We start from the raw sequence: 20,795 nt of genomic DNA, 5'->3' as shown, positions 1-20,795 counted from the left end.
GCATGATCCGCGATGCGGCGGGCGAGCACCGTCCGGTTGTAGTGGGCGGATGCGGCCTCGAAGAGGCCCCGCTTGTCGCGATAGCTGTTGTAGAGGCTTCCGGACGTCATGCCGGTCGCCTCCTCCAGATCGCGCACCGAACTGGCGGCAAAGCCCCGGCGGCGGAACACATGCATCGCCCCGGTCAGGAGACGGTCTTCGTCGAAGGTGCGCGGGCGGGCCATTTCCGGGGACCTCATTTCATAACGTTCTTTATATAATGAATGTTATGAAACTGGGTCAAGCCACCCCGTGCAGGAACAGGTCCGCCATCGGCGCCGCGCGAACCGCGCCGGTTGCCCGCGTCATCGTCGCCTGCCGCGACGAACACACGGCCGGCCGGGGCGATGCGCCGGTCCGGCAGACGACGCCCGGCCGCATCGCCTAGAGAGATGACGCACAACGGCCCGTCCGCTGCCGGCTGGCGGCATGGACAGGCCGCCGTCCGAGCCCGCTATTTCAGCGGCAAGAACAGGTCCGCGACGGCCTCATGCTCCGGCACCTCCGGGAAGAAGCTCAGCCGCTGGCAATAGAGCGGGAAATCGCGGGCCTCCTCGCCGCTGGCCGGCAGCCAGTCGCGATAAAGATAGAGCGCGGAGGGCTCCAGATTGTCGGTGTAGCCGACGACGCGCAACACCGCACACCGTCCGCCGGGGATCTCGCCGGCTTTGATCTCTTCGCCCTTCGCCTCGATCGGTCGGTCGATCCCGACACACAGGTCGACGCTATAGTCGGCAGGCGAGGCAGGACGCCGCTCGGACCGCCAGACGTTGAAGGTCGGGTTTGTCTTGGGGTGCAGGCCGGCGGCGGTGCGCCAGGCGATGAACCGCTGGATGGTGGCGCCGAGCGTCGCCGGGTCGCCCCGATGCTCCATGATCGCCACCGGCGTCGGGGGCACATCGCGGATCGTCACGTCGTCCGTGGTAAAGGTCTTCTGCATGAGCTTGCTCCTCGCGTTGTCGAGAGGCCCGAAGGCCGCAAGCCACAGCTCCCAATCGGGAGATTTTCGGAACGACGAAGGCGATTGCCCGAACCGTTGCCGAAAGGCGCGGGCGAAGGCATCCGGCGCGTCATACCCGGCATCCATCGCTATCTCCGTGACGTTTTGGGCGTCCCTGTAGGCCAGCCGGTAGGAAGCACGCTTCATGCGGGCGAGCTGGACATAGCGATGCACGGACAACCCGAAGATCGCCGTGAACTGCCGGTGGAAATGATATCTTGAGAAGGCCGCAACGCCGCTCACCGTGTCCAGGTCCAGATCAACGTCGAGATGCTGGTCGATGTAGTCCAGCACCCGCTGCATCCGGGCATGATAGGTTTGCAGCGCCGCCCTCATCGTTCCTTCCTCCATGGCCATGCCAATTTGGCGCTCGCGGCGAAGGGGCGCTCGACCGATCTTGCGGTTTGGCAGGGATCAACGGAATCCCATCGCTCGCGATCACCGGCCGTGACGGCATGGCCGCGACCGGCCCGGACGCTTCATTTGTGGTGCTGAATCGGTCTGGAATCCATGCAGGCGGATGCCGCAAGTCAGGCGCTGAAAGCAGAAGACGAAATATGCAAGGCCGCCGATCATAATCCGCGAGGCGTCATGACCGGCCCCTCACCTTGGGAAGAGCTCAACATGGATCTCGGCGGTCCGGCCGAAATAGACGACGCGGCGGCCCAGGAACGAGACGAGGTATCCCGCGCAACCGGCGGCTTTCGCCTTCTCGCAGAAAGCAACGTAGCTGTAGTCGGCGGGCTTCGCCTGCGCCCATCGCACCAGGCGCTCGACCTCGGTGGCATCGAAGGCAGCGGCGACGTGGCCGGCGGAAGGCCGCATGTCCATCGTTACGCTGTCGCCGTCGGGCAGATAGTTGGTCTGGCTGTTGCGGCGATAGTCGACCGTGTAGCCCTCGAAACCGGTGGCGATCAGCGTGCCGACAATCTCCGGAAAGCTCAGGCTTCCGTCGTGAGCGGCGCTAAGGCAGGTTTCGGCAACGGAAATCCGTTCCGCGTCCATGGCGGTCTTCCTTCTTTTCAATGTTGCGGGTGACCGGCAGGTTCAGTCCACCGGGGTTGCTTTCAGCTCGCGCCGTTCGGCGAGTATCCTCAGGACACGGTCGAGCGTTTCGTGCTCGTCCACCTTGATCGCGAACATCGTGTATGTGGAGGAATTCGCCGATCCTGCGGTGGTGCGGGCCATCTGCGAGGGATTTGTCGGTAGACTGGACGCGGTCCGCCCATGAGCTGAACCCCGTGGTCGATCGGCCCGGCCCGGGCATGTGGCCGCCGGCTAGATCCTCTTGGCCGCGATCGGAACGTAATGCGGCGTCCATATCTTGGCGCGGATGCGCTCCTCGATTTGATCCACCGTCACGCCGGTCGTCCGGCCTTCCTTATGCGCCTGCAGCGCGACCGCGAGGGCGACCTCTGCCGCCACTTCGCGCAGCGCGCTGACCGGGGGCAACAGATTGTGCCGCGGATTGTCGCGCGCCGGCGACGAACGGGCCAGCGCCTTGGCCGCCGCCATGAACATGCCATCGCTGACGCGGCGCGCGCCGACCGCCAGAACACCGAGGCCCATTCCGGGAAAGATGTAGGAATTGTTGGTCTGGTCCACCTTGCAGCGCACCCCGTCGCGCATCAGCGGGGGGAACGGGCTGCCGACACCCATCAGCGCCCGCCCGCCGGTCCAGGCCTCGATGTCCGCCGGCGTCGCCTCCGCCCGCGAGGTGGGGTTGGACAGCGGAAAGATCACCGGCCGCTCGTTGCATTGCGCCATGGCGCGGACCACCGGCGCGTCGAAGGCGCCCGGCTGGCCGGAGACGCCGATCAGCACGGTCGGCCGCGCGTTGCGCACCACATCGAGGAGCCCGATCGTGCCGGGGCGCTCGAGGGTCCAGCCGGCGATCGCCGCCCGGTCCTGCGCGAAGGGCGCCTGGAAGGACGCGAGGCCACCCATGCCTTCGACGAGGAGCCCGTCGCGATCCACCATGAAGAAGCGCGCCGCCGCCTCGCGCTCCGACAGGCCGGCATCGCCCATGGCGGCGCGGATCAGGCCGGCGATGCCGCAGCCGGCCGAGCCGGCGCCGAACACCGCCACCCGCTGCGCGGTCAGCGGCACGCCGGTGACGTTCACCGCCGCCAGCAAGGTACCGGTCGCCACCGCGGCCGTGCCCTGCACGTCGTCGTTGAAGGTGCAGAGCCGGTCGCGATAGCGCTCCAGCAGGCGCGTCGCATTGGCCTTGGCGAAATCCTCCCATTGCAGCAGGACGTTGGGCCAGCGCCGGATGACCGCCGCGACGAAGGCCTCGATGAAGTCGTCATACTCCTGGCCCCGCACCCGCGCGTGGCGCCATCCCACATAGAGCGGATCGGCGAGGCAGTCGGCATTGTCCGTCCCGACATCAAGCATGATCGGCAAAGTCGTCGCGGGATGCAGGCCGCCGCAGCCGGAGTAGAGCGCGAGCTTGCCGATGGGGATGCCCATGCCGCCCGCCCCCTGGTCGCCCAGCCCGAGGATGCGTTCCCCGTCGGTCACCACGATCGCCTCCACGGCGTCGAAGCGCGGCTGCGCGAAGATCTGGTCGAGCCGTGACTGGTGCGGAATGCTGAGGAAAAGCCCGCGCGGCTTGTGGTAGAGGCGGCTGAATTGCTGGCAGCCGGCGCCGACGGTGGGCGTGTAGACGATGGGCAGCAGCTCTTCCAGGTTCCCGACCAGCGTCGCGTAGAACAGGGTCTCGTTGATGTCCTGCAGCTCGCGCAGGAAGGCATAGCGCTCGAGATCGGTCTCGAACTGGCGCAGCGACTGGAGCGCGCGCGAGATCTGCTCCTCCAGGGTGGAGACGTGCGGCGGCAGCAAGCCGTGCAGATGGAAGGCGTCGCGCTCGGCCTCCGAGAAGGCCGTGCCCTTGTTGAGCTGCGGGTCGGCCAGCAATTCGTATCCGCTCAGCGCGGTGGCGATGGACGGCGAGGCCGCTTCAGGCATGACAATCGCTCCTACCCCGCCCCCATGTGCCACAGCTCGATGAAGGTGTCCGGCCCGTAATGCAGCGTGTTGCGCGAATAATAGGGCGGCACCGGCATGTCGAACTGGGCGTGCCCGTGGCTCACGTCGCTGCGCAGGAGATCGGTGCGGCTGGCGATGTCGAGGACGAGCCGCTCGCCGGGCTTCAGCACCACCGGCTGCGGCGTGAGGCTGAAGCGCAGCGTCACAGGCACGCCGGGGGTGAGGGGCTCCGGCGTGTCGATGTCGATGGCGATCTCGGTCGCGGTGGAGCGGGCTTCGTCGATCCTGCGACAGGCGGGGCGGATCGCCCCCATGGAGAGGATCTGGTAGGCGCCGTCAGCCGCGACCACGCCAATGCGCGCCACCACGTAGGAATCGATCTCATTGCAGCTGAAGGACAGGCTCAGCGTCACGGGGCCGGTGAGCTCCGTCTCCTCGTCCACCGGCATCTCGAAGGTCAGGCGCTGGGTCTCCACCTCCTCGAAGCCCGCCGTGACGATGGCGCCCAGCGGCACCGCCGCCCAGCGGTTCGCGCCGGCCTCGCCCGGCGCGCGGTGGAGGCAATGCGCGTCGGCATCCGCGCCGCCGGAGGCCGGGTAGAGGCGCAGCGGAACGCTGCCGGGCAGCGGCCAGTCCGACGCGCTGCGGAAGTCCTTCGTCCCTTCCGTCCAGTATCGCACCCGCGGCTGCGCGGCATAGCCGTTGTCGGCGCCGTAGACGAGATGGTCGAAGAAGGCGAGCGCCTCCAGCTGCCAAGCATAGACCGGCAGGTTGTAGCTCGCCGGTCCGACGATGAGCCAGCGCCTATCCTTGGGCGTGCCGGCATTCTCGAACAGGTCATAGGCGCCGAACTGGTGCAGGTTGAGATAGCCGGCATTCTGCACCGCCACGAACGGCACCTTGATGTCGTCGAGCGCGCCGGACGGCCCGGCGGGCAAAACGCTCGTCGCCCGGGTCTTGCCGTCGAGCATGAGGCCGGCGAACAGCTCCCGCGTCCGGCGCGTCGGGGTCATGCGCCGGAAGGCCGCCATGATCCGCGTCATGCGCTTCTTCAGCAGCGGCCACCACAGATGCTTCAGGGGCGAGTTGAAGACGTGGCTCGCCACCGCCCGCAGGAGCGGCGGCAGGTGCAGCCGGAACTGGAGCGGCGTGAAGTTCGCCCCCATCCACAGCGCGAAGAAATCCGGCTGCGGCGCGCCGCCGAACATGGCGATGTGGCGGAAGAAGTCGGTGCACATCTCGTTGGTGAAGAAGCCCTTCAGGGCCGGCGGGCGAAGCCGCGCCACCTGCGGCTGGGTCAGCCCGTAATAGGAGGTGCCGAACAAGACCACCTGCCCGTCGCACCAGGGCTGGGCAGCCGCCCATTGGATGACCTTCGCGTGGTCCGCCACGTCGGTGTCGTTGAGATAGACCGCGTCCGCCCCGCCCGAGCGGCCCATGCCGCGGCGCGTGACGATCACATGGGCATAGCCGCGGTCGGTGAAGATGGGCGGGCTGCCGGTCTCGTTGTTGCCGGCGGGAACGCCGGCGGCCTGCAATTCCTTGGAATAGGCGGCGAAGGCGATGACCGCCGGCCAGCGGCCGGCTTTCTTCGGCACATAGACATCGGCCGCGAGCGCGATTGCGGGCGCGACCTCGATCATCTGGTCGGCGAGGATGCGGCAGCCGAGCCCCGACTTCGCCGGCGGACCCGGCGTCCAGCCCGCCAGCTGCATGCCGAACAGGCCGCCCTTCGGCGCGATGAGATTGTCCCAGACGCCCGCCTTCACGCCTTCGGCCGCCATGCCCGCCCCCCGTTCCTGCCCCACGTTGTCACGAACGCGCCGTGGCGGCACCTATAATTGTGAAATATCGAGGCCGGTCTTCTTCTGCGCCGCCAGACGCGTCTCGCGCACGACCCATTTCTGCTTGTCGTCCGGAATGAAGAAGCCGCCGACGCCCGATGAAAACAGGAGGTCGAAGACCCGTTCGGTCACCTCGGCGAGCGCCCGTTCGAGGACTATCTCAATGCCGGGCTCGGCCTCGGGCTTCGGCGGGACCATGATAATGATGGTGTCTTCCACCTGCTCGACGATTTCGATCTTGAAATCCGGCGCCGGCGTGTAGCCGAATTCCGCGCAGACCACCCCGACCGGGTCGGCGATGAGCTTGGCGCGATAGTCGGGATCGGTGGCGATGCGCTCGTAATTTTTCTCGACGAAATCGGCGGTGCTCACGGCTGGTCCCCCTCGGTGCGGGCCGCGTCGCGCAGGGCCAGCAGCTTGAATTTGGCGGCGACCGGCACGCGCCAGATGAACAGGCCCTGGCTCGACCACAGGTCCATCTGGTTGAGGGGTGCCGGCGGCGGCGGTGAGTTAGGCGCGTGGGCGCGCCAGGACATGACGCATCCATGACAACCGCTCCGCTTTACGTAAGGCGTGGGGCCGGCGCCAAGAGAAGAGCCGGACGGTCAGGCCGGCGGCCAGACAGTGACGACCTCGATGAGGGAGGGCTTGCCGGCCCCAATGCCAGCAGCGGCGTCTACCTCACCGCCATGTCCCGCGAGGAGGCCGGCGTGCTCCGTCGGCTCGTGGCCTCCGCCACGTCGGGAGGCACCGGCGGCGCGATGCGGGTAACCTCGCGCAGCGGCGCGGTCGTGGCGGAGGTCGCGGTCGCGCGCACCGGCGGCGCCAGCGCCGAGGACGTGGCGCGCGGACGCGGGGTCTCGCTCATGACCGTCCGCAGCCAGATCCGCGCGATCCTGGGCAAGTCGGAAGCGGAAAACCTGCGCGACTTCGAGCGCACCATGGCGACCCTCGGGGCGCTGGTGCCGCCGATGCGCTGAAAGGTCCTTCAGGCACCCTCCGGGGCGCCTCGGGTCCCGGATCGCCAGTTCTGACGATGAATCGTCCGGGCCGGCTGGGTAGGCTCCGTTCCATCGATTTGCGACCGGGCACCAGACCGGCGCCCGAGAGAGGAAGACCATGTCTGAATCATTCGAGCCCACCCGTCCGGCGGAGATCGCCGCCTTCCGGGGCAAGCACGTCAACCTCGGCTGACCGGCGTCGGAAAGCCGGCTGGCTAGACCCCCCAGCCGCATGGAGGCATTGGAAGTTGGTTGCCTACGACCTCAATCGTCGTCAGTTGGCGATGCTCGGCGCGGCCTTGGCCGCGACGTGGCGCCCCCCGGCGCAAGCTCAAGCGAGATCCCACATGCTCTATCCCCGCGAGGCGTTGACCGAGGCGGCCGGCTATCCGGCCCTGGTGCGGTTCGAGGCCGGCCGACCGGACCTGCCCCTCGTGGTGTTCGTCACGGGCGGAGGGGTGCTCGGTCGCGTCGCCTACGGACCGCCCGGCGGCCGGGCCGCCGATTTCCTCTGCCATTGGCTGCACGAGGAAGGCTTCTCCTCGCTGGTCCTGTCCTATCCCATCGCCAACGGGGGTGTGTTCGACGCCGCATTCCCGCACTTTTCAATGACGGACTGGGCGCAGCAGAGCGCCGAGATCATTGCCCGTTACCTGGACCACAATGGTCTGCCGGCAAACGCCATCGTCCTCGGCTGGAGCATGGCGGGGCGGATTGCGGAGCCGCTTCATGCCGCGCTGCGCGGGAAGGGCAAGGGCATCGAGCTTTTCGTCGCCATGGCGGCCGCTTCGGCGCTGCCCAATACGCTGCCCGGCCTCGACCACATGAAGCCGGCCGAAAGCGGCCTTGCCGCGATCAAGGGCGCCTATCTCGACTGGCTGCTCCACTGCCTCGCAAATCAGAACGTGACTGCCGGCCATTCGGTGCTCGATGGCGACACGTTCACGCGCGAGATGACCGGCGATTTCCCGGTCGGGCTGGCGGCCTCGGCCATGCGCTATAGGAACGGCGCTTTCGTCTCCGATCCTGCCGAAGACGCGCGCGAGGTCGGCGCCGCGCAGTACCGCGCCTTTCCGCCGCTCGCCTTGATGACGCACGCCGCGCAAGTCGACGCCCGGCACGCCCTCACGGACCGCGCCACATGGGGCGTCTACATCACCCAGCAGCTTTGCGAAGCTCTCGTCTTCTCGCGGGCCGACAAGCTCGCCGCGCTTGCCCCCGAGACGTGGGCAATGCTGGTCGCGCACGTCCGGGACGCCGCCCCGCGCCTGAGCGCGACGCTGCCGGGCAACCACATGTTCTTCCTCGGCGAAAATGGTGCGAGGGGAACCGTGCAGACGCTGAAACGCCTCCGGCAGACCGCCGCGGAGGTGGCAGGCGAGCTCTCGCGTCTGATGGACTAAGGCCGTTGGCGTGAGCTGGAGACGGAGCGTCCAAACGCCTGGGTGGGGCATGGAATGCTTGGGCCGGCGGTTGCCGCGCCTGGGGAGGGATGCCTTTTTCCTGATCCCGGCCCCGAAGGCGTCGCTGAACGCCCGCGAAACCGCCCTTCTCGGATCGCTCCGGTTTCTTCGAGCGGCTCACGCGCTGAGCCGCTCGCCCTGGGGCCGGAACATGCGCTCCATCTCGCGCCGCAGGCGCACCGCCTCGCCGTCGGCGATCTCCACGTCGGACCAGGCGACGGTCTCGCCCGCCTTCACGGCATTCCTGAGCGTCACGTGGTGCGCGAGACCAATGGGGAGGGCGCCGCGGGCGAGCGAGTCCTCGGCCCGCAGGATGCGCCCATAGACCGTGTAGCCGCCCTCCCCGTCCAGCACCGTGCCGGCGGGCAGATCGCGCTTGGCGGTGGCGGCGACGTCCGAGAAGAAGCCGATGGCGGAGCCCGTCGCCTCGCCGCGCAGCGCCGCCGCGGCGACCGAGATGCCGAGCTCCAGGCCGATCATGTGATAGGGTCGGTAGAGCGCGGTGTAGCGGCCGGAGGGGTCGGTCACCATGCCGTATTCCTTGAAGCAGCGCCGGGCATAGTCGCCGCTGCGCGAGGGGTCGGCCTCGATGACCACATAGACGCCCCACCTGAGGTCGCGGAACACCGGGCGGCCGTCCAGCTCCAGGGAGGAGACCACCTCCACCATGCCCTTCTCCTCCAGGATGCCGCCCTCCTCGCGCGGACGCAGCACGCGCGGCAGATCGTCGACGCCGCAGGGCGGGAACAGCAGGCCGTCGCGCGGGGCGCGCAGGCCGGTCATGTTGGAGATCGCGGCCATCTCGATGGCGGACTTGGTGCCGTCCACGAAGGAGTTGAACATCTGCGGGTTCATGCCGCCCGCCTGCGCCATCTCCACCGGGATGGCGAGGTTGTCCCACACCGTGTCGGGCGTGGAGCCGTGGAACGCCGGAAGATGCCGCGTGCCCTTGCCGGCCGCCACCACGCGGAAGCCGCAGGCCTCGGCCCAGTCCACCATGTCGCACACCAGCGCCGGCTGGTCGCCGAAGGCGGCCGCATAGACCACCCCGGCCTGGCGCGCCCGCTCGGCCACCAGCGGGCCGGCGAGCACGTCCGCCTCCACCGTCACCATCACCACGTGACGCCCGTGGGCGATGGCCGAGAGGGCATGGCGCAGGCCGGCGGCGGGGCTGCCGGTGGCATCGACGATCACCTCCAGCCCGTCGGCGGCGATGAGGGCGCCGGCATCCTCGGTCACCACCGTGCGCCCGGTGCGCCGCGCTTCGTCAAAGTCGCGCGCGAGGGCGGCCTGGGTGTCCCATCCGGTGGCGGTGAGCGCCGCCACCGCCCGCTCGCGCGAGAGGTCGGCGATGCCGAGAAGATGCATGCCCGGCGTGGTGCGCACCTGCGACAGGAACATGGAGCCGAACTTGCCGGCGCCGATGAGACCAACGCGGACCGGGCGGCCCTCGGCGGCACGCGCCTTGAGCTTGCGGGCGAGATTCATGGGGCATCCTCTCCTGTCTCGTGCCGCCCCAGGGGGGCCGGTCTTTCAAGGCGCGTCGTTCCGGCGCATGGCGGCCGCCCTCGGAGCGCGGCCCGCGCAGATTGACTCAATCCGCCCGGTGAATCGCCCTCTAAATTCAAGATGGCCCACTTGTCCAACCTGTCGGGGGCGCAGGCAGGCCTGCGCGGCTCCGAAGCGGTTTCGCGCGGCGGGGAGACGGCCCCGAAAGGCCCGAGGGCCGGCGGCCCGACCCGGCGGCGGGCGCGCGCCGGCGCGGCCTGCGCCGCACGTCCGGTTCAGGAGCACCGGACCAAGCACAAGTTCATGGTGCCGCCCTTGCCTTGGGCCCATGATGGTGCGACGCATCCGCGACGCCCTGCCCGTCTCACCGATGCCGTTCCCAACGGTGCTTCCATCCAGGTCCCTTGCCGTGCACCTCTCGCGCCCCAGCCTCGCCGCCCTGCTCGTGCTCGCCCCCGTGATCCTCGCTGCCATGGCCCCCACGGCCGCATCCGCCTCCCAGGTCGCCATCCAGGGACGGGACATCCTCGTGGACGGCCGTCCGTTTTTGCCCCGCGGCGCGAGCGGCAGGACGCGGTTTGCCGACCTCAAGGCGCTGGGCGCAAACGTGGTGCGCACCTATGGCGAGGATCCGGGGGAGACGCTGGACGCCGCCCAGCGCAACGGCCTCAAGGTGATCGTCGGCTTCTGGATGGGCCATCCGCGGCTCGGCTTCGATTATGGCAACCGCACCGCGGTGGAGGGCCAGCTCGCCGCTCTGCGGCGTATGGTGGAACGCTATCGCAGCCATCCGGCGCTGCTGATGTGGGGCATCGGCAACGAGGTCGAGGTGGAGGCGGACCGCGAGAGCGTGCTCGCCGCCTTCGCGGCGGTCGGCGAGGCCGCGGCCCTGGTGAAGGTGCTGGACGGCCAGCACCCCACCATGGCGGTGGTGGCGGAGCTGGGCGGGACCAAGGTTGCGGACCTCAAGCGGCTTGCCCCCGCCATCGACGTGCTGGGCGTCAATTCCTATGGCGAGGGGGCCCTCTCCGCGCCGTCCCGCGCCAGAGCGGAGGGCTGGAGCGGCCCGCTGCTGCTCACCGAGATGGGCGCGCAGGGCCATTGGGATGCCCCGCTCACGCCGTGGGGCGCGCGGCTGGAGCCCACCTCCTCCCAGAAGGCCGACCGGCTGCGCCGCTATCTGGCGGCCGCCGAGCACGCGGCCGCGGGCGCGCTGCCGTTCCTGTGGGGCCAGAAGCAGGAGGTGACGCCCACCTGGTACTCGCTGCTGACCCCCACCGGAGAGTGGACGGAATCGGTCGAGGCCATGGCCGAAGCCTGGGGCGGCCGGGTGCCGGGGGGATCGGGCAATCGCGCGCCGCGCATCCTGTCGTTCCGCTTGGGCGGCGCCGACAGCGCACCCGCAGGCACCGACCTGCGCGCCCTGCTCGCCGCCACCGATCCGGACGGGGACCCCTTGCGGGTGGAATGGCAGGTGATGGCCGAGACCGCGGCGAAGAGCGTCGGCGGCGATCCGGAACCGGTGCCGCCCGCTTTTCCCGAGGCGCTCATGGACGGCGCCGCGACCGGGGCGCGCATCCATGGCCTGCCGGCCGGACGCTACCGGGTGCTCGCCTATGTGCGCGACGGACGCGGGGCGGCCGCCACCGCCAACCTGCCGTTCGAGGTGCGCTGAAGCGGGCACCCGCCCGCTTCAGGCTGCGTGCCCGGTGGGCCCGGGCGCTCAGCGGCGCAGGGCCTCCATGAGGTCGCGCGCAAACCAGACGGTGCCGCCGGCCAGAACGGCGCCGAATACGAACGCGAGGCCGCGCAGCGGAGAGACCGCGATGCACAGGCCCATCAGAAGCCCCGAAATGCCGCAGGCGAACGCCACCACGAGGGTGGCGAGCGCGCTCAAATTGTCGGCGTCCTCGCGGCGCACACCGGCCTGCCGAGCCACCGGATGCGTTCCGCCATCAGGATGAAATGCCAATCGTTCCTCCCAGAGCAGCTACGGTGTGGCCACTCGATCTATTCTTGAAGAAACTCTAGCAAGCTGGTCAGCCAACGCACGCCCCCCGGAAGGTTTGTCGACTGACTTTTTTCACCCCGTTCCGGACCGTGATCCGGCCACGACCACCTAATTGCCTGTGACCGAACGGCAAACGCTGCCATGGGACAACGTGAGGGCAGGCGTTTGGCGCCGGCGCGCGCGATCACATCCGCGCGAGCACAAATGGGAAACCGTTTTCCCGCGGCGCTTCGGAGCCGGTCGGGGGGACGCGCCCGCACCCGCGCAGCAAAAAGGGCCGCCTCTCGGCGGCCCTTCTCGTTCCGGCGGGGCGGCTTGCGCCCCGATCACTCGGCGACGGGAGCCGGACCTTCGACCAGGGCCTGACCGTCGGTCTGCTCGTCGCGGGTGGCGACGATGAGGTCGTCGCGGCTGTTGGCGATGGAGCGCAGCTTGTTCATCTGCGCGCCGGTGCCGGCCGGGATCAGGCGGCCGACGATGACGTTCTCCTTGAGGCCCTCCAGCGGGTCCACCTTGCCATTGACGGCGGCCTCGGTGAGCACGCGGGTGGTCTCCTGGAAGGAGGCCGCCGAGAAGAACGAGCGGGTCTGCAGGCTGGCCTTGGTGATGCCCAGCAGCACGGGATGGCCGGTGGCGGGCTTCTTGCCCTCTTCGGCAGCCTTCTCGTTCGCCTCGATGAATTCGAGGCGGTCCACCTGCTCGTTGTCGAGGAAGTCGGTCTCCCCCGAATCGTCGATCTCCACCTTCTGCAGCATGTTGCGGACAATCACTTCGATGTGCTTGTCGTTGATGTTCACGCCCTGCAGCCGGTAGACCTCCTGGATCTCGTTGACGAGGAAGGCGGCGAGCTCTTCCACGCCCTTGATCGCCAGGATGTCGTGCGGCGCCGGGTTGCCGTCGACGATGAAGTCGCCCTTCTCCACCACGTCGCCGTCCTGGAGATGGATGTGCTTGCCCTTCGGGATCAGGTACTCTACCGGATCCCCGCCGTCCGACGGCTCGATGGAGAGCCGGCGCTTGTTCTTGTAGTCGCGGCCGAAGCGGATGGTGCCGGAGATCTCGGCGATGATCGCCGCGTCCTTGGGCCGGCGCGCCTCGAACAGCTCCGCCACGCGCGGCAGGCCGCCCGTGATGTCGCGCGTCTTGGCGCTCTCCATGGGCACGCGGGCAACGGCGTCGCCGGCCTTGATGTGCTGGTTCGGGTCGGCCGAGAGAATGGCCTCCACCGGCAGCGCATAGCGGGCGTCGCCGCCGCGCGGCAGCTTGATGATCTTGCCGTCCTTGCCCTTGATCAGGATGGCGGGGCGCAGCTCCGGCCCGCGGCCGGAACGGCTGTCGGTGACCACGCGCTTGGCGATGCCGGTCGATTCGTCGACCGTCTCGTTCATGGACGCGCCTTCCACCAGGTCCTCGAAGGCCACCGTGCCGTCCACCTCGGACAGGATGGGACGGGTGTAGGGGTCCCACTCGGCGATGCGCTGGCCGCGCTTGATGGTGTCGCCCTCGTCCACCTTGAGGCGGGCGCCGTACTGCACGCGGTTCACCGCGCGCTCGGTGCCGTCATGGTCGAGGATCACCACCGCGAGGTTGCGGGCCATGACCACGAGGTCGCCGTCCGAGTTCCGCGCCACGTTGCGGTTGCGGATCTTGACCGTGCCCTCGAAGTTGCTCTCCACGAACGACGAGTCGGCGAGGGTCGCCGCGCCGCCGATGTGGAAGGTGCGCATGGTGAGCTGGGTGCCCGGCTCGCCGATGGACTGGGCGGCGATGACGCCCACCGCCTCGCCCATATTGACGGGCGTGCCGCGGGCGAGGTCGCGCCCGTAGCAGGTGCCGCACACGCCGTTGCGGGTCTCGCAGGTCAGCACCGAACGGATGCGGATCTCCTGGATGCCGCTCTTGGTGATGCGCTCGGCCTGCGGCTCCTCGATCATCTGGCCCTTGGGCACGATGATGGCGCCGGTGGCCGGCTCCACCACGTCCTCCACCGCGGTGCGGCCGAGCACGCGCGAGGCGAGCGAGGCGACCACCGTGCCGGCGTCGACGATGGCGCGCATGGCGATGCCGTTCTGCGAGCCGCAGTCGCGCTCGGTGATGATGGAATCCTGCGCCACGTCCACCAGACGGCGGGTGAGGTAGCCCGAATTCGCGGTCTTCAGCGCGGTGTCGGCGAGGCCCTTGCGCGCGCCGTGGGTGGAGTTGAAGTACTCCATCACGGTCAGGCCTTCCTTGAAGTTCGAGATGATCGGGCTCTCGATGATCTCGCCGGACGGCTTCGCCATCAGCCCGCGCATGCCCGCGAGCTGCTTCATCTGGGCCGGCGAGCCACGCGCGCCGGAGTGGCTCATCATGTAGATCGAGTTGATCTGCTTCTCGCGACCGGTCTTCGGGTCCTTCTTCACGGACGAGATTTCCTTCATCATCTCGTCGGCGATGCGGTCCGTGCACTTGCCCCAGGCGTCGACCACCTTGTTGTACTTCTCGCCCTGGGTGATCAGGCCGTCATTGTACTGCTGCTCGTATTCCTTGGTGAGCGCGCGGGTCTCCTCCACGAGGTCCCACTTCTTCTTCGGCACGACCATGTCGTCCTTGCCGAAGGAGATGCCCGCCTTGAAGGCGTTGTAGAAGCCGAGCGACATGATGCGGTCGCAGAAGATGACCGATTCCTTCTGCCCGCAATGGCGGTAGACAGTATCGATCATGTTGGAGATTTCCTTCTTCGTCATCAGCTTGTTGACGACGTCGTAGGGAACCTTCGGGTGCTTCGGCAAAAGCTCCCCGATCTTCATGCGGCCGGGCGTGGTCTCATAGATCTTCGAATAGGTCTTGCCCTCGGCGTTGACGCCGATGTACCGGCCCTTGATCTTGGTCGCGAGCGTGATCGCCTTGGCGTTCAGCGCGTGGTCGATCTCGCTCATGGTGGCGAACATCATGCCCTCGCCGGGCTCGTGGTCGCGCATGATCGACAGGTAATAGAGCCCCAGCACGATGTCCTGCGACGGCACGATGATGGGCTGGCCGTTCGCCGGGTGCAGGATGTTGTTGGTGGACATCATCAGCACGCGCGCTTCCAGCTGGGCTTCCAGCGAGAGCGGGACGTGCACCGCCATCTGGTCGCCGTCGAAGTCGGCGTTGAAGGCCGAGCAGACCAGCGGGTGCAACTGGATCGCCTTGCCCTCGATCAGCACCGGCTCGAACGCCTGGATGCCAAGGCGGTGGAGCGTCGGCGCGCGGTTCAGCATCACCGGGTGCTCGCGGATCACCTCGTCGAGGATGTCCCACACCTCGGGACGCTCCTTCTCCACCAGCTTCTTGGCCTGCTTCACCGTGGCCGAATGGCCCTTGGCGTCGAGGCGCGAATAGATGAAGGGCTTGAACAGCTCGAGCGCCATCTTCTTGGGCAGGCCGCACTGGTGCAGCTTGAGCTCGGGACCCACCACGATCACCGAGCGGCCGGAATAGTCGACGCGCTTGCCGAGCAGGTTCTGGCGGAACCGGCCCTGCTTGCCCTTGAGCATGTCGGCGAGCGACTTCAGCGGCCGCTTGTTGGCGCCGGTGATGACGCGGCCGCGGCGGCCATTGTCGAACAGCGCGTCCACCGCCTCCTGAAGCATGCGCTTCTCGTTGCGGATGATGATGTCCGGCGCGCGCAGCTCGATCAGCCGCTTGAGGCGGTTGTTGCGGTTGATGACGCGGCGGTAGAGGTCATTGAGGTCCGAGGTCGCGAACCGGCCGCCGTCGAGCGGGACGAGCGGGCGCAGGTCCGGCGGGATCACCGGAATGTGGGTCAGGATCATCCATTCCGGCTTGTTGCCGGACTGCTGGAACGCCTCGACGATCTTCAGCCGCTTGGCGAGCTTCTTGGGCTTGAGCTCGGTGGTCGCCTCGGAGATCTCCACCCTGAGGTCGGCGGCGATCTTCTCGAGGTCCATGGAGCGCAGCAGCTCGCGGATCGCCTCGGCGCCGATCATGGCGGTGAAGCTGTCCTCGCCATACTCGTCCTGGGCGCGCAGATAGTCGTCCTCGGACAAAAGCTGGCGGTACTTGAGCGGCGTCAGGCCCGGCTCCAGCACGACGAAGTACTCGAAATAGAGGATGCGCTCGAGATCCTTGAGCGTCATGTCGAGCAGGAGGCCGATGCGCGAGGGCAGCGACTTCAGGAACCAGATGTGCGCCACCGGGGCGGCGAGCTCGATATGGCCCATGCGCTCACGGCGCACGCGCGAGAGGGTGACCTCGACGCCGCACTTCTCGCAGATGATGCCCTTGTACTTCATGCGCTTGTACTTGCCGCACAAGCACTCGTAGTCCTTGATCGGGCCGAAGATGCGCGCGCAGAACAGGCCGTCGCGTTCGGGCTTGAACGTGCGATAGTTGATGGTCTCGGGCTTCTTGATCTCGCCGTACGACCAGGACTGGATCTTCTCCGGGCTGGCGATCGAGATGCGGATCTTGTTGAAGGCCGGCGCCGGAACGGTCGGATTGAAGACGTTCAGGATTTCCTGATTCATAAGCTGGCTCCCAAACGAAGTGGGCCGTGTCTGGTGCCCGACCGGCCGAAGCGCCGGTCAGGCTGTCCGCTCTGCGAGCGGAAGGACGGGGAGAGACCCGTCAGGAGTTTTCCAGGTCGACGTTGAGGCCGAGCGAGCGCATTTCCTTCACGAGCACGTTGAAGCTCTCGGGAATGCCGCTCTCGAACGTGTCCTCGCCACGCACGATGGCCTCGTAGACTTTGGTGCGGCCGGCCACGTCGTCCGACTTCACGGTGAGCATTTCCTGCAGCGTGTAGGCGGCGCCGTAGGCCTCCAGCGCCCACACCTCCATCTCGCCGAAGCGCTGGCCGCCGAACTGCGCCTTGCCGCCCAGCGGCTGCTGGGTGACGAGCGAATAGGGGCCGATGGAGCGGGCATGGATCTTGTCGTCGACCAGATGGTGCAACTTGAGCATGTAGATATAGCCCACTGTCACCTTGCGGTCGAACGGCTCGCCCGTGCGCCCGTCGAACAAAGTGGACTGGCCGGAGGCATCGAGCCCCGCCCGTTCCAGCTCCTTCTCGATGTCCGCCTCGTGCGCCCCGTCGAACACCGGGGTGGCCATGGGGACGCCCTTGCGCAGGTTCTCGCCCAGCTCGGGAAGCTCGTCGTCCTTGAGCTGGTTGATCTCCGGCTTGCCGTAGACATTCTCCAGCGCCGTGCGCAGGGGCTTCATGTCGTGCTTGGCGTAATAGGCGTCCACCGCGGCGGCCACCTGCCGGCCGAGGCCCGCGCAGGCCCAGCCGAGATGGGTCTCCAGGATCTGTCCGACATTCATGCGCGAGGGCACGCCCAACGGGTTCAGCACGATGTCGACATTGGTGCCGTCCTCGAGGAACGGCATGTCCTCCACCGGCACGATGCGCGAGACCACGCCCTTGTTGCCGTGGCGGCCGGCCATCTTGTCGCCGGGCTGGATCTTGCGCTTCACCGCCACGAAGACCTTGACCATCTTCATGACGCCGGGCGGCAGCTCGTCGCCGCGCTGCAGCTTCTCGACCTTGTCGAGGAAGCGCTGCTCGAGGCGCTTCTTGGAATCGTCGTACTGGGCGCGGATGGCCTCGATCTCGGCCATCAGCGCGTCGTCCGCCACCGCGAACAGCCACCACTGCGAGCGCGGATACTCGCCGAGGATCTCGCGCGTGACGGTGGTGTCCTTCTTGAAGCCCTTCGGGCCGGCGATGGCGGCCTTGCCGTCGAGCAGCTCGGTGAGGCGGCCATAGACGTTGCGGTCGAGGATCGCCTGCTCGTCGTCGCGGTCCTTGGCGAGGCGCTCGATCTCCTCGCGCTCGATGGCGAGCGCGCGCTCGTCCTTGTCGACGCCGTGGCGGTTGAACACGCGCACCTCGACCACCGTGCCCTGCACGCCGGGCGGCAGGCGCAGCGAGGTGTCGCGCACGTCGGCGGCCTTCTCGCCGAAGATGGCGCGCAGCAGCTTTTCTTCCGGCGTCATCGGGCTCTCGCCCTTGGGCGTGATCTTGCCCACCAGGATGTCGCCGGCGCGCACCTCGGCGCCGATATAGACGATGCCCGCCTCGTCGAGGTTCTTCAGCGCCTCTTCCGAGACGTTCGGAATGTCGCGCGTGATCTCCTCCGGCCCGAGCTTGGTGTCGCGGGCCATGGCCTCGAATTCCTCGATGTGGATCGAGGTGAACACGTCCTCCTTGACGATGTTCTCCGAGAGCAGGATCGAATCCTCGAAGTTGTAGCCGTTCCACGGCATGAAGGCGACCAGCACGTTGCGGCCGAGCGCCAGCTCGCCGAGCTCGGTCGACGGGCCGTCGGCGATGATGTCGCCCTTCTTCACCTGATCGCCCACGCGCACCAGCGGACGCTGGTTGATGCAGGTGGACTGGTTGGAGCGCTGGAACTTCATCAGCCGGTAGATGTCGACGCCCGACTTCGAGGGGTCGGCCTCCTCCGTGGCGCGGATGACGATGCGGGTGGCGTCCACCTGGTCGATCACGCCGGTGCGGCGGGCGGCGATGGCGGCTCCGGAATCGCGCGCCACCACGGCCTCCATGCCGGTGCCCACCAGTGGCGCCTGCGAGCGCACCAGCGGCACCGCCTGGCGCTGCATGTTCGAGCCCATGAGCGCGCGGTTGGCGTCGTCGTTCTCGAGGAACGGGATCAGCGCCGCCGCCACCGACACGAGCTGCTTCGGCGACACGTCCATGAAGTCCACGCGGTCGGGCGCCACCAGGAGCACGTCGCCGGCATGGCGGCAGACGATCAGGTCCTCCTCGAAGCGGCCGTCCTTGTCGAGCGGGATGTTGGCCTGCGCGACGTAGTACTTGCCCTCCTCCATGGCGGAGAGATAGGCGACCTCGTCGGTCACCTTGCCGTCCACCACCTTGCGGTAGGGGGTCTCGATGAAGCCGTATTTGTTCACCCGGGCGAAGGTCGCCAGCGAGTTGATCAGGCCGATGTTCGGGCCTTCCGGCGTCTCGATGGGGCAGATGCGGCCGTAGTGCGTCGGGTGCACGTCGCGCACCTCGAAGCCCGCCCGCTCGCGGGTGAGACCGCCCGGGCCGAGCGCCGACAGGCGCCGCTTGTGGGTGATCTCGGAGAGCGGGTTGGTCTGGTCCATGAACTGCGAGAGCTGGGACGAGCCGAAGAACTCGCGCACCGCCGCCGCCACCGGCTTGGCGTTGATCAGGTCCTGCGGCATCACGGTGTCGATGTCGACGGACGACATGCGCTCCTTGATGGCGCGCTCCATGCGCAGCAGGCCGACGCGGTACTGGTTCTCCATGAGCTCGCCCACCGAGCGCACGCGACGGTTGCCGAGATGGTCGATGTCGTCGATCTCGCCCTTGCCGTCGCGCAGCTCCACCAGCGTCTTGATGACCGCGAGGATGTCCTCGCGGCGCAGCACGCGCACGGTGTCGGGGCAGTCGAGGTCGAGGCGCATGTTCATCTTCACGCGGCCGACCGCGGAGAGGTCGTAGCGCTCGGGATCGAAGAACAGCGAGTGGAACATGGCCTGCGCGCTGTCGATGGTCGGCGGCTCGCCCGGGCGCATCACGCGGTAGATGTCGAACAGCGCGTCCTCGCGCGTCACGTTCTTGTCGGCGGCGAGCGTGTTGCGGATGTAGGCGCCGGTGTTGACGTGGTCGATGTCGAGCACCGGGACCTCGTTGTACCCGGCCTCCTCCAGCGTCTTCAGCAGCTTCTCGGTGATCTCGTCGCCGGCCTCGGCGTGGATCTCGCCGCTGGACGCGTCCACGAGGTCCTCGGCGATGTACTGGCCGACCATCTCCTCGTCGGAGATCTTGAGCGCCTTCAGGCCCTTCTCGGCCAGCTGGCGGGCCGTGCGCACGGTCAGCTTCTTGCCGGCCTCGACCACCACCTCGCCGGTGTCGGCGTCGATCAGGTCGGAGACCGCCTTGTAGCCCTTCATGCGCTTGGGATCGAACGGCATGCGCCAGCCGTCCTTCGCCCGCGAGAAGGCGATCTTCTCGTAGAAGGTGGAGAGAATCTCCTCATTGTCGAGGCCGAGCGCGTAGAGCAGGCTCGTGACCGGGATCTTGCGGCGCCGGTCGATGCGCGCGAACACGATGTCCTTGGCGTCGAACTCGATGTCGAGCCAGGAGCCGCGATAGGGGATGATGCGGGCGGCGAACAGGAGCTTGCCCGAGGAATGGGTCTTGCCCTTGTCGTGGTCGAAGAACACGCCCGGCGAGCGGTGCATCTGGGAAACGATGACGCGCTCGGTGCCGTTGACGATGAAGGTGCCGTTCATGGTCATCAGCGGGATGTCGCCGGTATAGACGTCCTGCTCCTTGATGTCCTTGACGGACTTCGCGCCGGTGTCCGGGTCCACATCGAACACGATCAGGCGCAGCGTCACCTTGAGCGGCGCAGCAAACGTCATGCCGCGCTGGCGGCACTCGTCCACGTCATACTTCGGCGGCTCGAACTCGTAGCGCACGAATTCCAGCATGGCGGCGCCGGAGAAGTCCGAAATGGGGAAGACCGACTTGAACACGGCCTGCAGGCCGTCGTCGTCGCGTCCGCCCTTGGGCTCCTCGATCTGCAGGAACTGGTCGTAGGACGCCTTCTGAACCTCGATGAGGTTCGGCATCTCAGCCACTTCCTTGATCTTGCCGAAGAACTTGCGGATCCGCTTACGACCGGTGAACGTTTGCGCCATCTCGATCCTCGTCCGTCCTGGTCCATATCGGGCCGGCTCCCCTTCGCCTCAGAAAGGCAGGGGCTCGCCGCGCCGGCACCGGAACCTCATCGCGCCATCGGCGCTTGTGGAGGGGGGCCGATGGCCCACCCGTCCAAGCGCCTTGACGGCTCTCCCGGCAGCCTCACGGGGCTTGCGCCCCAGCGGGCTGCCGGGAGAACCGTCGCCAATTCGAAGTGCCCGACCCGAAAGTCCGGCCTCAAACCG

General features: G+C 67.8%; 15 protein-coding genes. 3 read left to right on the top strand and 12 right to left on the bottom strand.

Going from position 1 to position 20,795, the window contains the following annotated elements; genetic code table 11:
• The 8 genes from ABLE88_RS19415 to ABLE88_RS19380 all read right to left on the bottom strand — a co-directional run.
• A partial coding sequence (locus ABLE88_RS19415) for a helix-turn-helix domain-containing protein (RefSeq protein WP_348833359.1) occupies positions 1-224 on the bottom strand: 224 nt, incomplete at its 3' end.
• A gap of 269 nt (positions 225-493) precedes the next feature.
• Entirely contained in the window at positions 494-1,375 is an 882-nt protein-coding gene (locus ABLE88_RS19410; RefSeq protein WP_348833358.1) for an AraC family transcriptional regulator, read from the bottom strand.
• A gap of 267 nt (positions 1,376-1,642) precedes the next feature.
• The gene (locus tag ABLE88_RS19405) at positions 1,643-2,044 is read right to left on the bottom strand and encodes a DUF1398 domain-containing protein (RefSeq protein WP_348833357.1); all 402 of its coding nucleotides are present in this window, start codon (positions 2,042-2,044) and stop codon (positions 1,643-1,645) included.
• 42 nt (positions 2,045-2,086) lie between these two features.
• Positions 2,087-2,227, bottom strand: coding sequence for a hypothetical protein (locus ABLE88_RS19400; protein ID WP_348833356.1), 141 nt, complete (start codon positions 2,225-2,227; stop codon positions 2,087-2,089).
• Positions 2,228-2,317: 90 nt separating this feature from the next.
• Positions 2,318-4,012, bottom strand: coding sequence for an NAD-dependent malic enzyme (locus tag ABLE88_RS19395; protein WP_348833355.1), 1,695 nt, complete (start codon positions 4,010-4,012; stop codon positions 2,318-2,320).
• Between the two features lie 11 nt (positions 4,013-4,023).
• Positions 4,024-5,817: a CocE/NonD family hydrolase gene (locus ABLE88_RS19390; RefSeq protein ID WP_348833354.1), complete on the bottom strand. Its 1,794-nt coding sequence runs from the start codon at positions 5,815-5,817 to the stop codon at positions 4,024-4,026.
• 51 nt (positions 5,818-5,868) lie between these two features.
• Complete coding sequence (locus ABLE88_RS19385) at positions 5,869-6,249, bottom strand: hypothetical protein (RefSeq protein WP_348833353.1); 381 nt, start codon at positions 6,247-6,249, stop codon at positions 5,869-5,871.
• A complete protein-coding gene (locus ABLE88_RS19380; protein WP_348833352.1) occupies positions 6,246-6,413 on the bottom strand; it encodes a hypothetical protein in 168 nt (55 codons plus the stop codon). The genes ABLE88_RS19385 and ABLE88_RS19380 overlap by 4 nt, the downstream gene beginning before the upstream one ends.
• 174 nt (positions 6,414-6,587) lie before the next feature.
• Between ABLE88_RS19380 and ABLE88_RS19375 the strand changes: the two genes are divergently transcribed.
• Both ABLE88_RS19375 and ABLE88_RS19370 read left to right on the top strand, forming a co-directional pair.
• A complete protein-coding gene (locus ABLE88_RS19375) occupies positions 6,588-6,857 on the top strand; it encodes a hypothetical protein (protein WP_348833351.1) in 270 nt (89 codons plus the stop codon).
• Between the two features lie 269 nt (positions 6,858-7,126).
• Positions 7,127-8,281: a hypothetical protein gene (locus ABLE88_RS19370; RefSeq protein WP_348833350.1), complete on the top strand. Its 1,155-nt coding sequence runs from the start codon at positions 7,127-7,129 to the stop codon at positions 8,279-8,281.
• 177 nt (positions 8,282-8,458) lie between these two features.
• On the opposite strand, the gene ABLE88_RS19365 is transcribed toward ABLE88_RS19370, so the two are convergent.
• Positions 8,459-9,829 carry an NAD(P)H-dependent oxidoreductase gene (locus ABLE88_RS19365; RefSeq protein ID WP_348833349.1) on the bottom strand — a complete coding sequence of 457 codons (1,371 nt, stop codon included), beginning with the start codon at positions 9,827-9,829 and terminating at the stop codon, positions 8,459-8,461.
• A gap of 430 nt (positions 9,830-10,259) precedes the next feature.
• Between ABLE88_RS19365 and ABLE88_RS19360 the strand changes: the two genes are divergently transcribed.
• On the top strand, positions 10,260-11,525 hold the full coding sequence (locus tag ABLE88_RS19360; protein WP_348833348.1) for a glycoside hydrolase 5 family protein: 1,266 nt from the start codon (positions 10,260-10,262) through the stop codon (positions 11,523-11,525).
• A 48-nt stretch (positions 11,526-11,573) separates the two neighbouring features.
• On the opposite strand, the gene ABLE88_RS19355 is transcribed toward ABLE88_RS19360, so the two are convergent.
• The 3 genes from ABLE88_RS19355 to rpoB form a co-directional block, all read right to left on the bottom strand.
• Entirely contained in the window at positions 11,574-11,789 is a 216-nt protein-coding gene (locus ABLE88_RS19355) for a hypothetical protein (protein ID WP_348833346.1), read from the bottom strand.
• 398 nt (positions 11,790-12,187) lie between these two features.
• A complete protein-coding gene (gene rpoC / locus ABLE88_RS19350) occupies positions 12,188-16,372 on the bottom strand; it encodes a DNA-directed RNA polymerase subunit beta' (RefSeq protein WP_348833345.1) in 4,185 nt (1,394 codons plus the stop codon).
• Between the two features lie 100 nt (positions 16,373-16,472).
• Positions 16,473-20,549, bottom strand: coding sequence for a DNA-directed RNA polymerase subunit beta (gene rpoB / locus ABLE88_RS19345; protein ID WP_348833344.1), 4,077 nt, complete (start codon positions 20,547-20,549; stop codon positions 16,473-16,475).
• Positions 20,550-20,795: the final 246 nt, after the last annotated feature.

Source organism: Xanthobacter luteus (assembly GCF_040049235.1).
GTDB lineage: Bacteria > Pseudomonadota > Alphaproteobacteria > Rhizobiales > Xanthobacteraceae > Xanthobacter.
Note: the sequence above shows the minus strand (reverse complement) of the source record. Positions and strands in the feature narration are given on the sequence as shown.

Bases quoted from the DNA above. Each gene is read 5' to 3' on its own strand.
- ABLE88_RS19380 (WP_348833352.1), bottom strand. From the start codon at position 6,413: ATGTCCTGGCGCGCCCACGCGCCTAACTCACCGCCGCCGCCGGCACCC.
- ABLE88_RS19410 (WP_348833358.1), bottom strand. From the start codon at position 1,375: ATGAGGGCGGCGCTGCAAACCTATCATGCCCGGATGCAGCGGGTGCTG.
- ABLE88_RS19400 (WP_348833356.1), bottom strand. From the start codon at position 2,227: ATGGCCCGCACCACCGCAGGATCGGCGAATTCCTCCACATACACGATG.
- ABLE88_RS19365 (WP_348833349.1), bottom strand. From the start codon at position 9,829: ATGAATCTCGCCCGCAAGCTCAAGGCGCGTGCCGCCGAGGGCCGCCCG.
- rpoC (WP_348833345.1), bottom strand. From the start codon at position 16,372: ATGAATCAGGAAATCCTGAACGTCTTCAATCCGACCGTTCCGGCGCCG.
- rpoB (WP_348833344.1), bottom strand. From the start codon at position 20,549: ATGGCGCAAACGTTCACCGGTCGTAAGCGGATCCGCAAGTTCTTCGGC.
- ABLE88_RS19395 (WP_348833355.1), bottom strand. From the start codon at position 4,012: ATGCCTGAAGCGGCCTCGCCGTCCATCGCCACCGCGCTGAGCGGATAC.
- ABLE88_RS19390 (WP_348833354.1), bottom strand. From the start codon at position 5,817: ATGGCGGCCGAAGGCGTGAAGGCGGGCGTCTGGGACAATCTCATCGCG.
- ABLE88_RS19405 (WP_348833357.1), bottom strand. From the start codon at position 2,044: ATGGACGCGGAACGGATTTCCGTTGCCGAAACCTGCCTTAGCGCCGCT.